Source organism: Microcoleus sp. T2B6, assembly GCF_036700475.1.
Taxonomy (GTDB): Bacteria; Cyanobacteriota; Cyanobacteriia; order Cyanobacteriales; family Microcoleaceae; genus Microcoleus.
Genome location: NZ_JAUBOZ010000105.1, coordinates 1 through 20,952, shown reverse-complemented (window position 1 = coordinate 20,952; position 20,952 = coordinate 1). Strand labels below are relative to the sequence as shown.

General features: G+C 44.2%; 11 protein-coding genes, 1 tRNA gene and 1 pseudogene. 9 read left to right on the top strand and 4 right to left on the bottom strand.

Going from position 1 to position 20,952, the window contains the following annotated elements:
- Positions 1–29 precede the first annotated feature (29 nt).
- Both QUA00_RS30140 and QUA00_RS30135 read left to right on the top strand, forming a co-directional pair.
- Positions 30–103, top strand: a tRNA-Pro gene (locus QUA00_RS30140).
- A 289-nt stretch (positions 104–392) separates the two neighbouring features.
- Complete coding sequence (locus QUA00_RS30135) at positions 393–992, top strand: IS607 family transposase (protein ID WP_333310907.1); 600 nt, start codon at positions 393–395, stop codon at positions 990–992.
- 81 nt (positions 993–1,073) lie between these two features.
- On the opposite strand, the gene QUA00_RS30130 is transcribed toward QUA00_RS30135, so the two are convergent.
- The 4 genes and pseudogenes from QUA00_RS30130 to QUA00_RS30115 form a co-directional block, all read right to left on the bottom strand.
- A complete protein-coding gene (locus QUA00_RS30130; protein ID WP_333412144.1) occupies positions 1,074–1,436 on the bottom strand; it encodes a transposase in 363 nt (120 codons plus the stop codon).
- A gap of 324 nt (positions 1,437–1,760) precedes the next feature.
- A complete protein-coding gene (locus QUA00_RS30125; protein ID WP_333412143.1) occupies positions 1,761–1,976 on the bottom strand; it encodes an IS630 transposase-related protein in 216 nt (71 codons plus the stop codon).
- A gap of 297 nt (positions 1,977–2,273) precedes the next feature.
- A complete protein-coding gene (locus QUA00_RS30120) occupies positions 2,274–2,492 on the bottom strand; it encodes a hypothetical protein (RefSeq protein ID WP_333308855.1) in 219 nt (72 codons plus the stop codon).
- A gap of 925 nt (positions 2,493–3,417) precedes the next feature.
- Positions 3,418–3,586: pseudogene (locus tag QUA00_RS30115) on the bottom strand (Uma2 family endonuclease); the annotation flags it as partial.
- Between the two features lie 865 nt (positions 3,587–4,451).
- Here QUA00_RS30115 and QUA00_RS30110 point away from each other — a divergent pair.
- The 7 genes from QUA00_RS30110 to QUA00_RS30080 all read left to right on the top strand — a co-directional run.
- The gene (locus QUA00_RS30110) at positions 4,452–5,708 is read left to right on the top strand and encodes a sigma-70 family RNA polymerase sigma factor (protein ID WP_333412142.1); all 1,257 of its coding nucleotides are present in this window, start codon (positions 4,452–4,454) and stop codon (positions 5,706–5,708) included.
- A 391-nt stretch (positions 5,709–6,099) separates the two neighbouring features.
- Positions 6,100–7,704: an NAD(P)/FAD-dependent oxidoreductase gene (locus QUA00_RS30105; RefSeq protein ID WP_333412141.1), complete on the top strand. Its 1,605-nt coding sequence runs from the start codon at positions 6,100–6,102 to the stop codon at positions 7,702–7,704.
- Positions 7,705–7,753: 49 nt separating this feature from the next.
- Positions 7,754–9,670 carry a thiamine pyrophosphate-binding protein gene (locus tag QUA00_RS30100; protein ID WP_333412140.1) on the top strand — a complete coding sequence of 639 codons (1,917 nt, stop codon included), beginning with the start codon at positions 7,754–7,756 and terminating at the stop codon, positions 9,668–9,670.
- A 330-nt stretch (positions 9,671–10,000) separates the two neighbouring features.
- Positions 10,001–11,074 (top strand): patatin-like phospholipase family protein, encoded by a 1,074-nt coding sequence (locus QUA00_RS30095; RefSeq protein ID WP_333412139.1) that lies wholly within the window; start codon positions 10,001–10,003, stop codon positions 11,072–11,074.
- Positions 11,075–11,263: 189 nt separating this feature from the next.
- A complete protein-coding gene (locus tag QUA00_RS30090; RefSeq protein ID WP_333412138.1) occupies positions 11,264–12,949 on the top strand; it encodes an aromatic amino acid ammonia-lyase in 1,686 nt (561 codons plus the stop codon).
- A gap of 13 nt (positions 12,950–12,962) precedes the next feature.
- Positions 12,963–14,903: a long-chain-fatty-acid--CoA ligase gene (locus tag QUA00_RS30085; RefSeq protein WP_333412137.1), complete on the top strand. Its 1,941-nt coding sequence runs from the start codon at positions 12,963–12,965 to the stop codon at positions 14,901–14,903.
- Positions 14,900–20,952, top strand: a 6,053-nt coding sequence (locus QUA00_RS30080; RefSeq protein ID WP_333412136.1) for an amino acid adenylation domain-containing protein, incomplete at its 3' end; no start/stop codon positions are given. The genes QUA00_RS30085 and QUA00_RS30080, both read left to right, overlap by 4 nt.

The window sequence follows — 20,952 nt, the reverse complement described above, 5'->3', positions numbered from 1 at the left end:
GGAATTCTATGCTAAGCTGTTAAAGCTGTCGGGGCGTAGCGCAGCTTGGTAGCGCACTACTTTGGGGTAGTAGGGGTCGTGGGTTCAAATCCCGCCGCTCCGATAGATGGAATCCTTATTTTATAAGGATTCCATTATTTTTGCCGAAAATTTGGGTCTAAAGCCTCGTCCTTCGCTTGAGGGCTTTTTCTTGATATTAAGGCTTCTAATGAGCTCCCTTAGAGCATCTGATTTCGATATCCCTGGTGATTCGCAGTAAGATTCTAGCTTCTCAAACTCTTCATCAGTCAGCCTAAAAAATCCGCTCTTTTTTATGGCAAAGTATTGTAAAACTTCATTAAGCTTATAAGCATTAGTAAGCAATGATGGTAAGATGTAGTCAGGAGGTCAAAATGAAACTACCTGACTACGCCAAAGCAATAGGCATAAGTTACACAACTGCGTGGCGGTGGTGGAAAGCGAATAAACTACCACATCCGGCACGACAAACAGAAAGCGGTCTAATCATCGTTGACTACGTGCCACAAGCGTCATCCACCGAAGTCAAGAAGAATCGAGTCGCCCTGTACAGTAGAGTCTCTTCCTCCGAAAACAAAGAAAACCTTAACCGCCAATCGGAGCGGTTGGCTAAATACGCCATTGCTAATGGCTATCAAATCGTTAGAAACGTAAAAGAAATAGGCAGCGGATTGAATGACCACAGAAAGCAGTTGGAAACACTACTACAACAAGATGGTTACGACATTCTGCTAGTGGAACATAAAGACCGATTGGCTCGATTTGGTACGAATTATTTAGGCGTATTGCTTCTTCGGTCAGGAGTTAAACTAGAAATAGTTAATCTTGCAGAGAACGGAAAAGATGAGTTAATGCAAGACTTGGTAGCGATAATTACAAGCTTTGCTGCACGACTTTATGGACAGCGCCGTGCTAGCAGAAAGACGGAAAAAATAATTGCTGAATTGAGAGATGGAGGCACTGAATGCAGCTAACCGAAAGGCACATACAGCGGATTCCAGGTTTATGAAGTACAGTAGCAGCAGCTTGTAAACCAGTTTTTAAAGTGCTGTGGATTAACCCGCGTCAAGCGCCGTAGCTAGTAAAACATCAACCATCTTGGTAGTAGTGGGCGAAAACTTAAACTTACGTAAAAAAGCTTTGAGTTGTGACCACCATAATTCGATTGGATTAAAGTCAGGAGAATAGGGTGATAAATTCAGAACACTTGCACCAGCGGCTTGAATCAGTGGTTCAATCACCGCCAATTTATGGGCTGGTAGATTATCCATAACAACGACTGCACCCTCCCATAAGTTTGGCACTAAGCACTGTTCAACAAAAACTGCAAATGCCTGACTATCCATCGCCCCGTTGAGCGTCATTAATCCTACTACTTTTTTTAAGCTGATTGCTCCAATAACTGTGAATGAGAGCACCCCGATAAAATGGTTTTAAATCATAGACTCTACTACCACATCTTGAACGTGCATGGGTTCGTGTTAACCCCAATAGAACACCCATTTCATCCAAAAAAACGAGGTTGTCAGGGTCGATATTTTTCACTTTGTCCCAATATTCACACCTCCAAAGTTGCACTCGGTCGGTGGCAGATTGACTACTCCGTATTGTCTTTTTTTTCGCGTCAGATTTTGTTTGATTAATTCGCGACACATCATACTAGGACGGACAGATTGTTGGTAGCTATCTAGCCAATATTCACAATATTCTAATAAGGTACTATCAGGATATTTTTCTACCATTTAGACCAATTTATCTGGGGACGAGTGCAACACACTTTTAAGGCTTCCACCCTGTTTTTTTGGTTGAATGTGACCAGTCGTTTGTTTTTGTTTTAAGATTTTTTGAACAAAGGCTTTACTCACATCAAAACGTTGGGCTACTTTCCTGACTGATGTATCACCTTGTTCATAGGCTTTAATTATTTTTTTACGAAACTCGAGCGAATAAGCTTTCATTTTTTCTGCTGATGTACTGAATGTAGTGTACCACATTTACATGGAATTTGCTGTATATGAATAGGCTGAGGGAGCTGTAACAGTCTCCAGCTTTAAAGGGGGAAAGTGTTGTTTCCCCGCCTATCCATTTATAGAAATAGTAATTTCTTATTCCCTATCGATTTACCGGGGAATCAATCAGAAACGATCGGGCTGCCGAAGAAGCCGATCGCTCCTGGTTTCTCCGTGGTCAGCACGGAAAAATCAAAGAGTGGCAGACCTAGGAAAACTTTCGGCAATATGCGTTTTTATGCGTTTTTATGCGTTTTTATGAGATCGCCCATCACCTTTTAGCTGCTTAAACTCTTCAAATTGCGTCTTGCCGACGATCGCCAAAACATCGGTGGATGCAAGAAAGACCCACGTCGGTTGCCATCGCAAAATCTTCTTAATAGCTGAAGCTACGGCGCGAGATGAGTAGCCGATCGCCTGTTTGATTCTATGAGCTCCGTCATGGGCGATCGAGCTGTCGCTCAAGCCGATCGCTCGCTACCCAGGTGTGACGGCAGGAATTGATGCCAGTGCTGGTACGAAGTTGTCACAACAGCAGGAGCAATGTGAACAGCCGGCACAGTCGAATATCGGATAAAAATCAAGCGCCTTGACACCTAGGATGTCCCATTCATAAAGGTGCATTATTTTTTGTTTGCACGTAAAAGTCAGAGTTTGCGATCACAAAACCATTGCTTGCTACCGATTGAGAACAGCCATAACCAGTCCCAACAGGCAAATGTACGCTCGACACAAAAAAGCAGTAATTTGGCATAAAATTGCAGGCATTTGCAGGATATTTACAGAGGCATTTGCAGGTAAAGTGCACCCCCTGCAAATACCTGCTTTCCGCCTGACTTTATACTGCAAACGCCTGACTTTATACTGCAAATCCCTGATTTTAACGCTCCACAACAATTAGCTATTTTTTAGCCTTTTTAACAACAAGTGAATTGATTAAATAGTCAAGTTACAGTATCTAAATTGAATAAAAAATCAAGTTTACGAAGTCTGAGAAAATTGGCAGGTAGCTAAAATTTATGAAGCGATTTTGTAGCATAGCAGCCGTTATGCAAGCAATAAAGTTGAGGCCGGCCTGTCTGGTTTTTGCGCTCCGTTGAGGCTGAAAACGAGTGTAAGGCTGACCTCGATAATAAGGCAAAATATTGTGGTCTGGCTAACCTGACAATCAATCGACTAAAATGTTGTTGTCTCGCAGAGCTTGACAGTCGGGTAAAAATTTACCCCCTGGCCACGAGAACCCTTGGTTTTTTAGGGAGTAATGGCGATAGCCGGATGCACTGCAAGGTTTGCTAGATTGAGAATCCACAATTCTTGTGCGGGAAAGCCAAATTTAGCTGCATCAAGATTGGGAATGCTGCCTGACGAACTCTACTGATAAACCCAGGGCTTATCCCACTTGCTCTGCATTCAATCCCATTCCCAACAGCCGAGGAATTATCAAAAAGTGCTTGTTGGGTTCTAGAGGCTCGTTCTGCACCTGTCAGCAGCAAATTGCCCTCGGTGTCCCACCACCGCAGCCATAGCATTGTCTGGTTTTGATAGCTGTCCTGCACCAGTTCTACACAGTTCCCTGAAGTTGTAGGAACCTGAGCTCGATAGATTATGCAAGATCCGACTTTTCCGACTTTACGATCCGACTTTTCCGACTTACAAAGGCGGGGGAGAGGAAGTATTATAGAGATCAGATGCCGTTTCACAACCTGTGGAAGCAATTAATAGACTTTCATAGCTTTTGAACGATAAAGTTATAATCAGGGTTTAACCCTACAAAAGGGACTTCTACTTAATTACTACCATATTGTTCAGGGTGTGTGCGATCGCACGTCGAGCGTGAAATTACGGCTATTGTTTAGCTCGTAATTTACAGAATAGTGCGTCCATCATTTTTATATCAGTAAATCCCCTATGGACGGAGGGATATAAGGATGTACCAATTATCTCAAGAACTATTTGCTCTAGAGGTGAATGTAAATTGGGGCATTTCTTCTCAACCTTTTTCTACGTTACTCAGGCCCAAACCAGGAAATGTTGAATTTTTACCTTCTATGACGTTTTCTTTACACAAATTTTATTGATTTCCCTTGACAAGCATCTATCCAAAGACTTATATTAAATATGTCTAGAGATAGATGACAAATAAAACAAGCTGATAATTAAGGCTAGCAAAAAGATTAAATTGAATCTACAGGGGGTAATGGCTCGATAAATCAGAATATTACTGCTGCCAAGGCATTCAACAGCGGACGCATGCGTGCAATAGCCGCGTCCGGCAACAAATTTCGTACTGAGCCAACTTTTTCAAAGGTGCTGAAAGATATGGGAGAACAGTGGGTGCAGTTAGCTGTCTTCCAAGTCAAAGGGATCGATCGGTTAACACAAAACAGTGCATATTAGCTTTCAATACATTGACTAGGTGGAATCATGGTGCAAGCCACTACTAACCCCATAGCAAACCAAGCAGAAGAACAGCAACTTTTACAACGCCTTGCCGCCGGTGAAATCGGTGCCTTCTGGCAACTCTTCCAACAGTACCGAGACTACCTATTTCGGTGCTGCCTCAAGTGGACGAACGGCAACTCAATGGAAGCGGAAGATTTGCTGAGTCAGGCGATGCTCAAAGCGTTGAAAAAAGCACAAAAGTACGCGGAAAAAATCGAAAACTTCAAATCTTGGCTGACGGCGCTGACTCGGAATTTCTGGATCGATCTAAAACGTCGTCCTTGTGGGAACCAAGTTGAGGATATAGAAGTTTATGCGGAGCGACAAGATATAGGACTGGTTGCGGTTGACGATACGCCAGGAAGCGCCTTGGAGCGTGACGATAAAAACCGGATCGTTCGGGCCGCTATTGATGAGTTACCAGCCAGGATGCGCGAGACTTTTATCCTGCATTTTTATGAAGAACTGTCTTATCAAGAGATAGGCGATCGGCAAAATATTACCTACCAGAATGTCTGCAAGCGCATCTCCCAGGCGCGGGAAATTCTCGTAAAGGAATTGCGGGGATATTTTATCGGGGAGGATGTGACTGAACCGGATATAGCCAAGGTTGCAGCCACACCAGCCAAGTCTAAGAAGGCTGCTCAGAAGGCTGCTCAAGTTGAACCGATTCTGTCTGAGACTGTGACTTTATCGGAACAGTTAGAGAAAGAGGAAAAAACCCAAACGGAATTGGCTGCGACACCTCCGGTAACGGAGCCAGCAATTGAGGAAATGTCTGAGGGGAATGGGGGAGTTGAACCGGGATGTAGGGGCGAAGCATTCGGGCGAAGAATCTATGACTCAAAAGCAGAGATTTACAATCCGAATGCTTCGCCCTCACACTGGAAGCTGCTCAACCGAGATGCCCTCGTTGAACCGATTTTGGGGGTGCCGATGACATTATCTGTTGCGATCGCGCAAGTGGAGAGTGTTGGGGGTGAGGAATTGTCGGTGGTTGCGGTATTTGTGCAGCATTCTGAGTCGGATTCTGTTGAGGCGACTTCTGGTGGGAGGTTGGAGGAATTTCAGGCGATCGGGAAGCCGATAGTAGGGGCAGTCCCCCGGTGGCTGCACTGTTTCGGAGGTTCACAACTGTTTCATCGTCTGGGAAAATTGGTATTGGGGAAAGTTGCGGGAGAATTTGTGCGATCGTTGCGATCATCCCCCTCTCTTCCTTTGTTTAATATTTTGGTGTGAGTCGCTAGTGCTAGAGATAGTATCGAAAATATCGCCAAAACTATATTTACCGTTTGAATCGTTTAGGAATACCACGATATCAGGAGCAACCGGCGATGCCGATAATAACAAGCTAATCGCCCATTTGGATCTCAAGGATTTCAAAAAATTCAGCAAGTGCTTCCTAAAAGCGTCTTCTAAATAGAGACAGAGTACAAGCTGAAAGAGGAATTAACAATCAGGAAAATGATTTATCAGTAGATGTGCCTGAATCGAATATCAAAGAATTGTAGTCTTCAGAAGATAGTGAATAATTTTAGCGTAACGTACCTTCTCAAGTATTAGTGCAAGCGCTCGCACTCCACCTGTCAAAAAATTACTTTCGTCAACTGAAAAACTAAGGAGTATAAAGATGAAAGACAACAATATTTTAGATGTGGCAGTTGTAGGAGGCGGAATATCCGGAGTATATTCTGCCTGGAGATTGTTAACCGACGGAGGCAAAAAGTCAGTTACGGTTTATGAAGCTGACAACCATATTGGGGGTCGTCTTCTCTCCGTCAAGCCACCAAATATCGATAATATGGTCGCTGAATTAGGGGGAATGCGTATTTTACCTGAAGAGATTCAACCCTTAGTTAACACGCTCATTTGTAAGTTAAATAAAATTGCTGAAGATCCCCATTCTGGCATTCCTCCTCTTGATTTATACAATTTTCCTGTGAACGGCAAATACACTCCTGATAAATCAACTTCTGACAATATTGTCTTCACACGAGGAACATCATTTCGTTGGTTAGATATTACTCAGGATCCCGATCGAGTTCCTTACAAACTAGATAAGGCAGAACGGGGGGAAGGTCTAGGCGACATCATCCTCAATGCTATCAAGCAAATTCTCCCAGGTATTAGCGAACAAGACTCTCCAGAAGTAAATCGTCAAAAAGCTCAGCAAGCAACTTATAAAGGTCTACCTCTCTATCAACAAGGATTTTGGGATATATTGACGCAAGTAATAAGTTATGAAGCTTATAAATTTGAGATGGACGCTGGTGGGTATTCTACAACTCTGAGCAACTGGAATGCTGCAGACGCTATTCCGTGGTTTTTAGCAGATTTCAGTCCTAGCGCAACTTACCGTGGCTTTGCCCAAGGCTATCGACAAGTAGTAGTGAATATGGCTCAGTTATTGACCAACGCTGGTGGTAATGTTGTCTGCGGTCAAAAATTAGCTAGTTTCGACTGGGACGGGAAGATTTTTACGCTCAAATTTGCTAACGGCAATACCGTCACGGCTAAAGCAATTATCCTGGCCATGCCTCGACGCTCGTTAGAACTCATCTCGTGTGGCAATAAATATTTAAGCGATGAGTCCACTAGCAAGCTGATTAAAAGTGTGACACCGCAGCCTGCGTTTAAGATATTTTCTACTTATCCACAACCTTGGTGGAAAGATTTAAAATTAACTTCAGGTCGCAGTGTCACCGATCTGCCCATTCGTCAAACTTATTATTGGGCTGACAATCAGGGAAAACCAATAGAAGAGGGCTCGGCCATGCTCATGGCTAGTTATGACGATGGTAACAACCCTGATTTTTGGAGTGGCTACCGCGACTGGGAAGGCGCAAAATTTAAATTAATGGGGGGTCAAAACAATTCCATAAAAGGGACAGATAATGCGCCCAAATGGGAAAATTACGAACCTAAGCAAGAACAAATGAAAGCTGAAATGACACGGCAACTCTCAGAGCTACACGGAGTTCCTGAAGGCGATATTCAGCCAACCAGTATTTGCTATAAAAACTGGGCTGAAGATCCGTTTGGTGGGGGGTGGAACTTCTGGAACATAGGAGTTGAAAGTCCAAAAGTCATGCAAGATATCATTCAGCCCCATTCCAATTCGGAATTACCACTCTATATTTGCGGAGATGCTTATTCTAACTGGCAAGGATGGGTGGAAGGTGCTTTAGAAACCGCTAATATGGTGTTAAATAAGTTCAATATTAAGCCTCTGTGAAACCATTTCACTAATTCCTAACACTTGAATCAATAAAACGAGAAATAAGATGATGCAAGAGCAACAGCGTTGGACTCGCGACTACGTTTTCGACGTTCTGAAAGAACTTGGGATTCACTATATCTTTGGGGTTCCCGGTACGAACGAAATTCCCATCATTGATGGCACTTCATATCCAGAGAACGAAGTCCAATACATCGAATGTCTGCACGAGAATATTGCTATCGGTGCAGCGATGGGTTCCGCACGCATGAGCGGCAAACCAGGGGTACTGGTTGTTCATGTCACACCCGGTATCGCTCATAGCATTGGCAATCTTTTCAACGCATGGCGATCGCATATACCTCTGGTAATCCTCTGTTGCCAGCAGCAAAATGAGTTAGTGACGCAGGAGCCACTACTCGCTTCCAACTTAGTCGATCTGGCGCGGCAGTACACCAAATGGGCGCACGAGGTACGGACGCCAAAAGAGATTCCCCTCGTTCTACAGCGTGCCTTCAAAGAGGCAATAGCACCGCCAAATGGCCCGGTGTTTGTCTCCATCCCTTGGGAATTCACCATGCGTAGCATCGGAGCAAACGATCGCATCCAAGGGATCACGCAGATATCGCCTCATTTCACTGGCGATACCCGTGCGATCGAGCAAGCGGCATCCCTACTCGCACAAGCGAAAAACCCGATTATCATCGCGGGCGACGCAGTTGGTTACGCTGATGCGTGGTTGGAGTTGCAGGAGCTTGCCGAATTTCTTGGTGCGCCAGTGCTACTCCAAACTTTCAGCAGCCTAGCAAATTTCCCGAACAATGACTTCCACTGGCAGGGAGAACTCCCCGGCGACCAAAAAAAGATTCAGAAAGTATTTGAGAATCACGATGTCGCGTTTCTCTGTGGCTTTGGAGTCCAAGCTCAAGTCACAGTCTTCAAGTATTCTGATGGGTCTTTAATTCCTCCCACCGTCCGGCAGGTTTACCTGACGAACAACACCTGGGATATCGGCAAGAACTATTATGGCGAATTGGCGATTTTTGGCGATATAAAGGCGACACTCCCGTTCATCAACAAGCTTGTTCGCCAAAATCCACCCGCCGAAGCAGCAGAGCGCAATGAACACCTGCGGCGGCTCGACGCCGAGCGACGCAAAAATTGGCATGACTACCTGGAAGACGCGCTGAAACAAGATGAGATATGGGCTGTCGTCATTGCCGAAGCTCTCCGAGAGGCAATTCAGGAGCGCGGCTTAGAGAAGCAGTTCGTCTATGTGCATGAAGCCGTCTCCGATCCGGCACCATTTCAGTATTTTCTGCCGCTCGGCACCGATGGGGCTGCACCAATTAGCTACTACTGCGTAGCTGGCGGCTCACTCGGGTGGTCAATGCCTGCGTCACTCGGCATTAAACTCGAAAGTTCTGGCTGGCAGGGCATTGAAACGCGCCTAGTCGTTAACGCTGTCGGCGACGGCTCATCGCTGTTTTACCCCCAGACTTGGTGGACTGCGGCACACCGCCAACTCGGCATACTTTATATCATTACAAACAATCACGAATACCACACACTGCAACTCGGACTACAGCAGGTTGTTGCTGCATATAGCTTGGAACAGGGCTATGGTTGGAAGCCGAAGACTCAAGACCCCGAGTATCTCCGACTTGAGAAGCCAAATGTTGACTTCGTGGCTCTTGCGAAAGCATTCGGTGGTCAAGATGGCGAGATTGTGGAGAGTCCCCTGGATGTTAGAACTGCCGTGCAGCGCGGCATCGAGTATGTATTAACAACCAAGAAGTCGTACATTCTCGATATGCGGACGGCGAAAGACACGCCTCCACTCCCATCCACCGAGGCGAAAATTCAGCAGATGCTCGCCCGCTATGTCGCTCAACCGCCACTTAACTTTTTTCACCGCCAGAATGAAAAATCTTTGCAGACGAGTGTTCTTGGCTTACCAGTGAACGTTCCGCTTATTTCTTAAACCAAAAACTTCCCCAACTTTGCCGTGATATCGGGTACTGGTGTTAAAGTCTGGGCAGCTAGGGTGCGCTCGCCCCTCGATCTTTCTTGAAATTGACACAACTTTGAAAAAGTAGCGCGATCGCCCCCTAGTTACATATCAAAATCCCGGTAGCTAGGAAGCGATCGCTCCTCTATCCTTCTTTAAATTGACACAACGAAGAAGTAGAGAGCGCGATCGCCCCTTGCTACGATCGCTCGTAGGTTGGGTTGCGGTACGGCAAAACCCAACATTTCCTAGCTCAAACAGGCAATAACAGATTCTAATGATTCACTTATTGGAGGAAATGCAATGAAGAGTATTTTATCTATTGATGGTGGTGGCATTCGCGGAATTCTTCCTTTAAAAGTGCTTGAATATATCGAAGAGCACACAGGCAAGCAAATTCACGAGCTATTCCATGTCATCGGCGGAACTTCAACCGGAGGAATTATTGCTTTGGGGTTGAACTCTAAAATCCCAGGAAACGAGACGATTTATAAGGCACAGGAGTTATTAAAGTTCTACACTACTCAGGAAGATGTTAAACGCATTTTTAAACACAAAGGAATTTGGCAACCAGGAAATGAAGAAGACATTGATAAAGATAGCACTACAGAAGAAACAAGAAAAGCTGATGAGCTACTAGGTCGTCCAGGACGTATAGAACCGTTTTATGAATCTCATAGTATTGAAAAGTTTTTACAGGAGAAATTTGGTTCAGACACGAAAATGTCGGAATTACAACCAAAGCCAGACGTGTCAGTGTTTAGCTACGACATTCAGAATGACGGCCCCTACTATTTCAATAGTAAAAAAGCTAGTAAAAATCCCCAAGATGATTATTACGTCTGGCAGGCTGCTCGCGCAACCTCAGCAGCTCCGACTTTTTTTCCAGCCGCTAAATTTTCTTCTGAGCCAAACCTATCTCTGTTCGTAGATGGTGGAGTTTACATTAATAATCCGGCGCTTGCACTTTTGATTCAAGCTAAAGATTTGTATCCCGATGAGCAAAACTTTCTCCTGGTTTCTCTGGGTACTGGAAATTTGAAAGTATCACGTCCCCAATTAGAAAACGCAGGAGCTTATGGATGGCTGTTAAACATAACGCATCCGGGAGCGCTATTAGAGGTTATGATGAATGGTGTTTCTGAAGCTACCCATCACCAATTGCAAGAACTGGTATCAGGTAATTTAAATTCGGGGCTTAAGATACCAAGCTTAAATCGGTACGAGCGATACCAGCAAGAGATGCAAGAAAATATTGCAATGGATGATATTAAGCCCAAAACCCTAACCAAGTTGGTAAACCTTGGAGTAGCTCTGGTAAACGAAAAGAAAAATGAGTTGAATGAACTTTGTGAGGTGTTAGCAAAAATTAAGTAGAGCGATCACCCCCTAGTTACCTATCAAAAAGCAGGGGGCATTGACACAACTTTGAATAAGTAAAGAGAGCGATCGCCCTCCACCTATCCCAAAATCTCTTGAGTGATCTTGACATTCACGATCACCATAAGAATCCATTTCTCAGGTTAAAACCTAATTCGCTCCTTCACTAAGAAAGGGTTTAAAGCTATGGTTGATATGACAATGCCTCTAGAAACAATCTATCTTAAAAATCCAGATATAACCCTAGTAGTGGGCGATCGCCCTCTGACTATAAACGAAGTAGTTAGTGTAGCGCGTCACAGCGTCCAGGTACGCATCACTGACGCGCCTAATATTCTGGACTGCGTGCAAGCATCCTGTGACTACATTCAGAATGCTGTGGAATCGGGTCAGCCCATTTATGGCGTAACCAGTGGTTTTGGCGGCATGGCAAATGTTGTCATTTCTCCCGAATGTGCTGCTCTGCTGCAAAACAACCTAATATGGTTCCTCAAGTCAGGGGTAGGAAAAAGGTTGCCTCTAGCTGATATCCGCGCAGCTATGCTTTTGCGACTCAATTCTCACTTGTATGGGGCATCAGGAATTCGCCTCGAACTTCTCGAACGCATGGTAAAGTTCCTCAACGCTGGTGTCACACCTCATGTGTATGAATTCGGCTCAATTGGTGCGAGTGGAGATTTAGTGCCATTGTCCTACATTACAGGAGCGTTGATTGGTTTAGATAGAAGCTATACCGTAGACTTTAATGGTAAAGAATTGGATGCGCTTACAGCCCTCGAACTTCTCGGTTTAGAGCGATTGCATTTACTTCCTAAAGAAGGGTTGGCAATGGTAAATGGCACATCAGTGATGACAGCTATTGCCGCTAATTGTGTATACGATACTAAAGTTTTATTAGCGCTATCAATGGGTGTCCATGCCCTAGCTATCCAAGGTTTAAATGGGACTAATCAATCATTTCACCCGTTTATCCATAAACTAAAACCCCATCCGGGCCAACTCTGGGCTGCCAACCAAATACTCGACTTGCTCTTAGGTTCGCGCCTGATTAGGGAAGAATTAGATGGTTCTCATCACGATCGCGGCTCTCATCCTATCCAAGACCGCTATTCACTGCGCTGCTTACCACAGTACATGGGGCCGATTGTAGATGGCATTGCAGAAATTCAAAAACAAATTGAAGTAGAAATTAACTCGGCTACCGATAACCCACTGATTGATGTGGAAAACCAAGCTAGCTATCACGGCGGTAATTTTCTGGGTCAATACGTTGGTGTAGGGATGGATCGGCTGCGCTACTACATCGGTTTATTAGCCAAGCATTTGGACGTACAAATTGCCTCCCTTGTCGCCCCAGAATTTAACAATGGACTTCCAGCGTCGTTAGTTGGGAACCCACAGAGGATTGTCAACATGGGGCTAAAGGGTCTGCAAATAGCTGCCAACTCAATCATGCCACTGCTAACCTTTTATGGAAATTCTATAGCAGACAGATTTCCTACCCACGCAGAACAATATAACCAAAATATCAACAGCCAAGGCTTTGCTTCTGCTAATTTAGCCCGGACGAGTGTGGAAATTTTCCAACAGTATATGGCGATCGCTCTGATGTTTGGGGTGCAAGCTGTTGATTTACGCACTTATGCAATTGCAGAGCATTATGATGCCCGCGATACCCTGTCACCCGCAACCAGAGAGTTATATATGGCAGTGCGGAACGTAGTAGGACATCCTCCTTCAGTGGATCGTCCTTATATCTGGAATGACCACGAACAATTCCTAGACTTGCACATAGCCCAAATTGCGGCTGATATCGCCTCTGGCGGTCAGATTGTGGCAGCAGTCAACCAAGTTTTGTCTAGCTTAAAGTAAGGATGAAATTAACATGAATATTGCTCATCATGTAGAACGGGGTCGCTCCTTATTTCCTGAGAAAGTTTCTCTGATTTTTGAAGATAAATTTTATACTTACAAAGAACTCGACCAACTCGCCAATCGAGTCGCTAATGGCTTGCGTGACTTGGGAATTCATAGAGGTGATCGCGTCGCTTTATTTTTGCCAAATATTCCCGAATTCGTTATTTCCTATCTAGCCATTCTTAAAATCGGTGCGATTGCTGTTTCCGTCAATGTGATGCTCAAAAGTGCTGAAGTCAGCTATATTCTCAACGACTGTGCAGCCAAAGCGATCGTTACAACCGAGTTACAAAGCAAGGAAATACAAAAAGCCGACTTACCCGAACTGCAACACATTTTGATTGCGGAAGGTCAAGATAATAAAGGGATTAGTTTATCAGAACTAATGGAAAATGCTTCAGAAGAAGCGCGGGCTGTGGAAATGGATAACCACGCTCCAGCTTGTATCCTTTACACATCAGGAACAACTGGCTTTCCCAAAGGAGCAACTCTTTCTCACGGAAATATAGTTTCTAATATTTACTCAGCTAATCGCTGTTACCAGATTTCTCAAAATGATCGGTTACTACTTTTCTTACCTCTGTTTCACTGCTTTGGGCAAAACGCCATTCTCAATAGTGGATTGAATGCCTGTGCAACTATTATCTTGCACCGTCGCTTTGACCTCGAAGAAATTTTGCAAATTATTGTTACTCATAAAGTCACCATGTTTTTTGGTGTCCCAACAGTATTTATAAAAATGCTGAATGCGGATACCTCTAGCTATGACATAACAAGCGTGCGTTATTACTTTTCAGCAGCAGCACCTATGCCAATTGAAGTTGCACAAAGTTGGCAAGATAAATACGGCTTTGTCATTTATGAAGGCTACGGTTTAACTGAAACATCACCTTTTGCTAGTTACAATCATGACTTGAAATATAAAGTCGGTTCAATTGGTACTCCAATTGAAAATGTAGAAATGAAAATTGTTGATGCTAAAGGTCATCAAGTTCCTCCAGGCGAGTTGGGAGAAATTGTTATTAAAGGGCCAAATGTCATGCTTGGCTATTGGAATCGCCCTTTTGAAACCCAAGAAGCGATCAAAAACGGTTGGTTTCATACAGGCGATATTGGACAGATGGATGAAGAGGGATTTTTCTACATTGTGGATCGTGTTAAAGACATGATTAACGTTTTCGGATTCAAAGTTTATCCGACTGAAGTGGAAAATGTCATTTATCAACATCCAGCCATTGCTGAAGTAGCTATTTACGGAGTTTTAGATTCTGGATTTGAGATTGTTACAGCTAACGTTGTTGTGAAAGAGGGGTATCAAATTACAGAAGAACAGATTATTGAATTTTGTTCTCAAAGAATGGCTGCTTATAAAGTCCCCCGTACAGTTAAATTTGTAGACTCAATTCCCAAAAATCCTACAGGCAAAGTTCTTAAAAGAATTCTGCGAACTGAATTACGGCCTTCACAAAAAGTAGAAAACCTAGCACAAGCAAAGCTCTATCAGGAAGGAATTAATCGCGAATTTCTCCTCACAATCTCTCCAGAAGAACGACACATTGCTTTGCGTTATTATCTGCAAAAAGAATTGGCGCAAATTTTGAAAATTTCGGTGTCTGAATTGACAGCAGAACAAAAACTGAATCAATTAGGACTGGAATCTTTAATGGCAGTGGATTTAAAAGGTAAGCTCGAAATGAACCTAAAGGTAGCAATTCCACTGGTTACTTTTTTGAAAGATATTACTATAGATAATTTAGTCTTTTATGTAATAGAAGAACTCACAGCCGAACCTTTAGTATCAACGATTTATAACCATGAAAGAAATACTGATGTAGTTTCTGTGCCGGTTTCCAATCTAGAGATTGGTGATCGAGTAGTTATTGAAAACTGGGAAGAAGGAACGCTATGATTATCACTGAATTATTAAAAGATTTATCTGAAAAGGGCATCCAACTTTGGGCTGAAGATAACAATCTACGCTATCGCGCTCCTCAAGGCGTTTTAACGCCTGCAATCTTAGACATTTTACGCCACTATAAAGCAGAAGTTATAGAGCAACTGCATTTGATAGCAACACAAAAAGAAATATCATTTCAGCCTTTGTCTCACGGTCAAAAAGCACTATGGTTCCTTTATGAACTTGCGCCTGATAGTGTTGCTTATAATCTGTTCGCTACTGTGCGAATAAGTTCGGTTGTTGACATTCATAAATTAAATTTTACTTGGCAAATTTTATTAGAACGTCACCCAATTTTGCAGACGGTTTATAACACTCACAATGGTCAACCCAAGCAAGTTTTAAAAAACACAAAGATTGATATTTTCCTAATAGATACGGTTACTTGGATTGAGGATAATCTTAATAGGGAGATACTAGCAGAAGCCGATCGACCTTTTAACTTGGAAGATGGGCCGATATTGCGTCTTCGCCTGTATGCGCGATCGCCTCAAGAATACATCTTGTTACTGGTTGTTCATCACATTGCTTTTGATTTTGGGTCTTTCGATTTACTAATCCATGAATTTCGGATTTTATATCAAGAAATAGTTCAAAAAGGTCAGAACTTCTCTCCTCACTGCCTACCTCCTTGTCTTTCATATACTGATTACAGCAACTGGCTGCAACGAAATCTAGAGAGTATAGAAGGAGAACGTTTATGGGACTATTGGCAGGAAAAATTAGCTGGAGAGTTACCAATCTTACATCTGCCTACAGATAAGACAAGACCACCAGTACAGACTTATGCAGGTGCTAACTATACTGTTAACTTAGATGAAAAACTGGTTCAGCAATTAAAGGCACTAGCGAAAACAGAAGGAACAACGCTTTACACGACCTTAATCGCAGTATTTCAGGTGTTGCTTTACCGCTATACAGGTCAAGAAGATATCTTGGTGGGAACTCCTACATTAGGACGCGATCGCGCTGAGTTTGAAAGAATAATTGGCTATTTTACCAATCCAGTTGTTGTGCGTGGGGATGTTTCTGGTAATCCGACGTTTAAAGAGTTTTTAGCGAGAATCCGTCAAACAGTATTGGAGGCATTGTCAAATTCTACCTATCCGTTCCCTTTATTAGTAGAAAAATTAAATGTAGAAAGAGACCCGAGCAGATCCCCTATTTTTCAAGTATCTTTTACTTTTAATGAATTAAGGCTGAATACTTTAGCTCAGTCATCTGGAGTTTCTGAATTAGAAATTGAAACATTGACAATGGGTCAGAGGGGAGCGGGTTTTGATTTAGATTTAATGGTATTGAATCAAGCTGGTTCGTTAGTTTTTAATTGGGTTTACAATACAGATTTGTTTGATGCAGCAACCATTGAGAGAATGGCGGAGCATTTTCAATCATTATTATCAGGAGTTATAGCTAATCCACAACAGCCGATTTCTGAATTACCTTTGCTTACCGAGTTGGAAAGACATCAGCTATTAGTTAAATGGAACAATACATCGGCTGAGTATCCGCAGGATAAGTGCATCCATCAGTTATTTGAAGAGCAAGTTGAACGGACACCGGATGCGGTGGCAGTAGTTTTTGAAGAGGAACAACTTACTTATCTAGAGTTGAATGCAAAAGCGAATCAGTTGGCACTCTACCTGCGATCGCTGGGAGTGGGGCCAGGAGTTTTGGTGGGGATATGTATCGAGCGTTCCTTTGAGACAATCGTAGGAATCTTAGGAATTCTCAAAGCGGGTGGTGCTTACGTCCCCATAGATCCTGCTTACCCGTCTGAGCGCATCGCCTATATGCTCGATGATTCGCAACTATCAGTTTTATTGACTCAGAAAAAACTGGTCGCCTCTTTACCAGAACATCAAGCACGGGTAGTTTGCTTAGATTCTGATTGGGAAGAAATCTCTGTGATGCCCGAACTGTCTCCCATAACTGGCGTGACACCGGAAAACTTGGCTTATGTGATTTACACCTCCGGTTCAACCGGAAAGCCCAAAGGGGTTTTGATTCCCCACTCTGGTTTGCTAAATCTAGTTTTCTGGCACCAACGCGCCTTTGAGGTAACATCATCAGACCGTGCTACTCAGCTAGCTGGAACTGCATTTGATGCTTCCGTGTGGGAAGTATGGCCTTATTTAGCATCGGGAGCAAGTATTTATTTAATAAAGCCAGAGATTCTTCTCTCTCCAGAAAAACTGCGTGATTGGGTAATAGAAAAAGAAATAACAGTTACTTTTGTTCCTACCCCCATAGCAGAACAACTATTGTCTCTGCAATGGTCATCTGACGGTGCTTTGAGAATTATGCTGACGGGTGGAGATAAGCTTCATCAGTATCCATCAACTTCAATTCCTTTCAAGTTGGTCAATAACTACGGACCGACAGAGAACACGGTGGTCACGACTTCTGGGTTGGTTGTCTGCGATGGCACAGATAATACGTCACCTCACATTGGTCGTCCGATCGCCAACACCAAAATCTATATTCTAGATCGCTATCTCCAACCCGTTCCCATCGGTGTTCCTGGGGAACTCTATATTGCCAGCGTCGGGTTAGCACGAGGCTATCTCAACCGTCCTGAGTTGACCCAAGAGAAATTTATTCCCAACCCTTTCAGCAATGAACTGGGTTCGCGCCTTTACAAAACAGGGGATTTGGCTCGCTATCTGAGCGATGGCAACATCGAATACCTCGGTCGTATCGACAACCAAGTAAAAATACGTGGCTTCCGCATCGAATTAGGAGAAATTGAAGCGGTACTCACCCAGCATCCCTGTGTAAGAGAAACTGCGGTTATCGCCAAAGATTTCGTTGCAGGTGATAAGCAATTAGTGGCTTATGTTGTTCCACAACAGGAAGGAACACCCACAATTACTGACCTGCGCCACTTCCTCAAACAACAACTGCCCGATTACATGGTGCCAAGTGCTTTTGTTGTGCTGGACGTACTACCACTAACACCCAATGGAAAAGTAGACCGTCGGGCCCTACCCGCACCAGACTTGCGTCCCGAACTGGAAGAGTCTTTTGTCGCTCCTCGAACTCCAATTGAGGAAATGTTAGCCAGCATTTGGAGTAACATCCTCTTAATTGACTCTGTAGGCGTTCATGACAATTTCTTTACCTTGGGCGGACATTCCTTATTAGCAACCCAAGTTATATCGAGAGTGCGCGACACGATATCGATCGAATTACCATTACGCAGTTTGTTTGAAGCTCCCACGATTGCCGAATTCGCTTCGCGGGTTGAGATAGCGCTCAAAAACGGAAAATCTGTAGAAGCTCTGCCTCTTCTACCAATTCCAAGGTCAGAGTCCATCCCATTATCTTTCGCTCAAACGAGGTTGTGGTTCCTCGATCGATTACAGCCAGACAGTGCATTCTACAACATCCCGCTTGCGTTACGTCTTTTCGGTCAGCTCAATATAGCGGCGCTACAGAGTAGCATCAATGAAATTATCCAGCGGCATGAAGCGTTACGCACCAACTTTGCAATAGTAGGAGATCAACCCGTTCAAGTTATTGCCTCAACTCTTAGTTTTCAACTAGAAGTTGTAAACTTGTTGCACCTGTCTGAGAGCCAACGAGAAATTGAAGCGAAACGATTAGCTACGGTTGAAGCGAATCGACCTTTTAACCTGGAGCAAGAGCCTTTACTCCGAGGGGAGGTGCTACAGCTAGGTGAAAAAGAGTACCTCTTACTGCTTACCATGCACCACATTATTTCTGATGGTTGGTCGCTGGGCGTATTCGTAAAAGAACTAACAAAACTTTACCAAGCTTTCTGTACAGGAAAGCCTCCAGTTTTACCAGAGTTACCAGTACAATATGCCGACTTTGCGGTTTGGCAACGACAGTGGCTAACTGGAGAAATACTAGAAACCCAAATTCACTACTGGAAGGAACAACTCAAGAACGCTCCAAATTTATTAGAATTGCCCACAGACCGAGCACGACCTGCTGTTCAAACCTTCCGGGGAGGATATTACTATGCAGCCTTTTCCAAAGAATTGAGCGCGGAACTTGCCATTCTGGGTAAGCGAGCGGGAGTCACTCTGTTTATGACGCTTTTTGCAGCGTTTCAGACATTTCTCTACCGATACTCAGGGCAAGATGACATCGTAGTAGGGACACCTGTAGCTGGTCGCAACCGACGGGAACTTGAAGGGCTAATCGGCTTTTTTGTCAATACTTTAGTGCTGCGTACCGACCTCGGCGGCAATCCCAGTTTTGAGCAGTTACTCGATCGAGTTCGGGAAGTGGCACTGCAAGGTTACACGCATCAAGACCTGCCATTCGAGCAGTTGGTAGAAGCATTGCAACCAACACGCAATTTAAGCTACACGCCTCTATTCCAGGTGATGTTTGCTCTTGATGACGCAGGAGTACCTTCTATGGAACTGCTTGATTTAGCGGTAAGCTCGTATTCCGTGGAAATCGTCACAGCCAAGTTTGATTTGAGCCTATCAATGGAGAATACGGCTGATGGATTAGTAGCAGAATGGGAATACAACTCGGATCTGTTTGATGAGACTACCATCGTTCGGATGGCGGCACATTTCCAGACCTTGTTGGAAGGAATCGTCGCCAATTCCAAACAGGCGATTTCAGAATTGCCTCTACTGACACCAGGAGAGCGACAGCAGCTATTAGTAGAGTGGAACAACACCGCTAAAGACTATCCCCAAGAGAAGTGCATCCATCAGTTGTTTGAAGAACAGGTGGAACGGACACCCGATGCCGTAGCAGTGGTGTTTGAAGAAAAACAACTCACCTATCGAGAGTTGAATGCCAAAGCCAATCAACTGGCAAATTATCTGCGCTCGCTGGGCGTGGGGCCAGAAGTGCTGGTAGGGATTTGTGTAGAGCGTTCTCTGGAAATGATAATCGGTTTGTTGGGCATCCTCAAAGCTGGCGGTGCTTACGTTCCGCTAGACCCGAACTATCCGTCTGAGCGCTTGGCTTTCATGCTAGAAGATTCGTCGGTTCCAGTGCTGCTCACTCAAGAGAGGCTAGTCGAAAAACTTCCCCAACACTCTGCGTGTGTTATCTGCTTGGACTCTGAGTGGGAAAAAATTGCTGTGAACAGCAAAGAAAACCCTTCCATCCCACTGAAGCCCAAAAACTTGGCTTATGTTATCTACACATCAGGGTCTACAGGAAAACCCAAAGGGGTTTTAATCCACCATGAATCGCTAGTCAATTACACAACGGTTGCGAGTGCTGAATATAGAATACAGAAGTGCGATCGCATTTTACAATTCTCCTCAATTAGTTTTGATGTTAGTGCCGAAGAAATCTATACCAGCCTGACTTCTGGTGCCACGCTTGTCTTGCGTACTGATTCCATGCTGGACTCCATTGAGGGATTTTTGCAAAAGTGCAAGAATTGGGAAATCACTGTAATGGCTTTGCCGACAGCCTACTGGTACGAACTGACCGCTTTCTTGAGTCAAGAAACGCTAGCATTACCCCCATCATTACGCTTGGTAATCATTGGCGGAGAAAAAGCACTGCCCGATCGACTGAAAACTTGGCTTGAATGTGTGGGAGAGCGAGTTCGTCTGGTGAATAATTACGGCCCTACAGAAGCTACTGTGGGAGCCACGATATGCGACTTATCGGTAGCGGACACCAAATTGAAGGAGTTGCCGATCGGTCGTCCCCTTGGTAATGTCCAGACCTACATCTTAGATGGGAACAGACAGCCTGTACCCATTGGTATTCCTGGCGAGTTGCACATCGGTGGCGCTGGTTTAGCACGGGGATACCTCAACCGTCCCGATTTGACCGATGAGCGGTTCATTCCCAATCCCTTTACTGATTTGCCCACTTCTCGCCTGTACAAAACTGGAGATTTGGCTCGCTATCTGCCCGATGGCAATATCGAATACCTAGGTCGGATAGATGACCAAGTAAAGGTGCGCGGTTTTCGTATCGAACTCGGAGAAATCGAAGCAGCACTCAGCCAACATCCAAACTTGCTCCAAGTCGCTGTTAC